Origin of the sequence: Caldivirga sp., assembly GCF_023256255.1 — an archaeon.
Taxonomy (GTDB): domain Archaea; phylum Thermoproteota; class Thermoprotei; order Thermoproteales; family Thermocladiaceae; genus Caldivirga.
On the sequence record NZ_JAGDXD010000044.1, the window covers coordinates 1 to 2,909 of the forward strand.

Consider the following 2,909-nt stretch of genomic DNA (forward strand, 5'->3'; position numbering starts at 1 on the left):
GCTAATGTTGAGTTGCGTTAATTGATTCTTCCAGTTTAATTAAGTTGCCTGAGGCTAATTTAGCGTACTGGAGTGCCATTGGGCAGTAGACCCTCATCAGGTATAGTGAGTAAGCTAGTTTAATTATTGATGTTGCGTTTAAAACCCTAAGTGCCGTCATGTTCCTGGTTATTAGGTAGGCGTTACTGCACAGCCCTAGGTTGGCCATTGATAGGGTTAAGTTACCTATGGTTAGGTTAAGGTACCTACTTATTAAACCCCTCATGGGCTCAGGTATGGGTACTGCCACTATCATTGACCCCATGCCCCGCTTCAAGTAACCCTTACCCACCATTACACTTATTGACCTATTAACAGCGCCTAGAAGCATCATAGTCTCGTTAATCCAGGAACTATTAGCATACTTGCTGACGGCTAATTGAAGTGAACCATTTAGGTAGCTTAAGTAAACCTGCGCAACCAGTGAACTAAACGTGTTAAGCTTAGTTGCGTTGCCATTTAGCTCCCTGTATATGGTTAAAGTATTGTTGATTAACGATGATGCGTTCGCGCATAGGCTCCAGGCATCATTAACCTTAACCCCATGCCTACTTAGTATGGTGAGAGCAGCGGCTAATCTACCCACTGAACCGTTTAACTCAATTAACCCCCTTAGGTTGCCGCTGGCCATTAACCTACTTATCGATGCGTTCAACTCATTGGCGTACTTAACCATGGCTGACTCAAGGGCCTGCATTACGTATTGCCAATACTCAGTTAAGTTCAGTGAAGCCAACTCACCAATGCCCCCATACTCACCCACACCCACGTAAACCAGCGCCACCGACTCCACCCTACTCCTCAACCAATTACCCAACTCACTCCTTACGCTAAGCCTAGTCTCATTAAGCAGCATTGTGGCGTTGATGAGTGCCTCATTAGCCTTACTGCAATGTATGGAGCCTAATTCCCTTAATAGGGCCTCCGCCTTGCCACGTATTGTGGAGTTTTGGGTAAGGCTAAGGACTGTTTTCAACCTAGCCTCGGCAGTGCTAATTAGGTTTATGCACGTGTAGTTAACTAAGCCAGCCCTAGTTGCGTTTACCATTAATTCACCCCAAGCCTCCTGCTCTAGGTGAGTTGCGTTTAGGGCCTCCTCAAGGGCTGTGAGGCATAGGCCCTTGCCTAAGGACTCATTAGCCATCATGGTTAAATTCAACGCCTCATTAAGCGTAGCGTTAATTGATCCAAGTTCACCCATTGCGCCCGCCACAGATTTAACCCTTTGGTATAATGTTAGGCTAAGCTCCACGTGAACAGAGGCCGCAGTGCAGGTGGCGTTCTGGGTCACTAACCCAGCTTCCTCTGTACCACTGGCTAATGTATGCTGCGGTAATACTACAAGCACCACAGCTAAGCCCATGACTAAGGCTAACATCATTAACCTTATTGAGTTCACAACTCCTACAGAGTAGCTTAATTTAAAAGGGTTAGGCTACGGAACAATCATTCCATAACATTGAAACATTAACCGAATTCTTAATCTCATCACAAGATATATGGGAAACCAGTCACGTTATGTAAATAATAGGCTTTGTCAACATCAATGAGAATACGAATTAGCTGGTTAACTCCTCAGGCTCCACTAACCTTATGCCCAGTCCCTTAGCCATCTTCCTAGCAACGTCAGGGTGCCTCTCATTAATGTAGTAAGTTATCACGTACACCTCATTAACCTTAACCCCAGTAACCATTTCATACAACTCAACCTTACGCTTAAGAGCCCATAAATCACCCCTACTCACCGACGACTTAATCTCAGCCACAATAAGCCTATTATCCTTAATAACCAAGTCCAAGTCAATTTGACTGGGGTAACCGTAAACGTAACCACCATCATCAAAGTAACTCCACTTATCAACACTATAACCAGCACTGCTTAAAAATTCCTTAACAGCATCCCTAAAGGCATCCTCACTATTAACACCCCACCTAGCACCTAAGGCATCAAGCTTCCTATTCAACCTACTCAATTCATAATCATGCCTATCAGCCCTTTCCCTCAACGCCTTAATCTCCAACCATATTTTATTATTCTCTTCCTTAATTGCCTTTATTTCTTGCCATATCTTGTTATTCTCTTCCCATAGCTTATTCTGATTGTCAGTGAGTTTCTTAATCTCCTCCAGTATGCTTTGTGTAATGCTAAGAACCTTATCAAGCACCTCCATAACCTTCAATTGACCAGTAGCCAACTCATTAACAGCACTAACCAACTGCCTCAAAGAAGACTGAACATCAGTAATACCGAGGAGACCCAATACAGTAAGCCTAAACTCCTCATCCTCCCTTAACAAGCGCAAAAACTCATCACGAAAAGACACAATTAAACAACAATGAATACACTTATAACCCTTTCCCTAAAGGGGGGTTAACCTTGAAACCACTGTGGGTGAGTCACCATGGTTAATTTAAATTTTTTAAGAACTAACCAATTTATTAAGGGGTTGTGGCCTTACTTTTAATTCCCCTTACCTTCAGCCACTATAGCCACTATTGGTATTGATACTAGTAATACCAGTAATGCTAACATAGTGTATTCACTCATTGGGTGCCTCCAATTTAGTGGTACTACTCCACTAATTCTCCATGCTGTGTTAAGCTTATTGATTATGCTTGGTGTCATTGGGTCGCATGTTGCGTTGATGCTTACCACTGAGCCAGCCTCTAGGTAGTTTAGTTTGCTTGCCTCTATTGTGCAGTTGCTTGTTAGCGTTACGTTGACTAGGTAGTATTTAACGTTGCTTATGACGTATGTTCCACTACCATTGATTACCATTGACCCATTACTAACCGTGCTAATGAAGTTGAATATTATCCAGTTAACTATTATGCTGACGTTACTTGGGTCATTAACCCTAAGCAACACT

The 2,909-nt window shown here is 43.0% G+C and carries 3 protein-coding genes; all 3 read right to left on the reverse strand.

All coding sequences use genetic code 11. The features are described 5' to 3' along the window. Nucleotide 1: 1 nt before the first annotated feature. The gene (locus Q0C29_RS07245; RefSeq protein WP_291999992.1) at nt 2-1,438 is read right to left on the reverse strand and encodes a hypothetical protein; all 1,437 of its coding nucleotides are present in this window, start codon (nt 1,436-1,438) and stop codon (nt 2-4) included. A 160-nt stretch (nt 1,439-1,598) separates the two neighbouring features. After that, on the reverse strand, nt 1,599-2,363 hold the full coding sequence (locus Q0C29_RS07250; RefSeq protein WP_291999993.1) for a DUF3782 domain-containing protein: 765 nt from the start codon (nt 2,361-2,363) through the stop codon (nt 1,599-1,601). A 137-nt stretch (nt 2,364-2,500) separates the two neighbouring features. Continuing rightward, a partial coding sequence (locus Q0C29_RS07255) for a hypothetical protein (RefSeq protein WP_291999994.1) occupies nt 2,501-2,909 on the reverse strand: 409 nt, incomplete at its 5' end.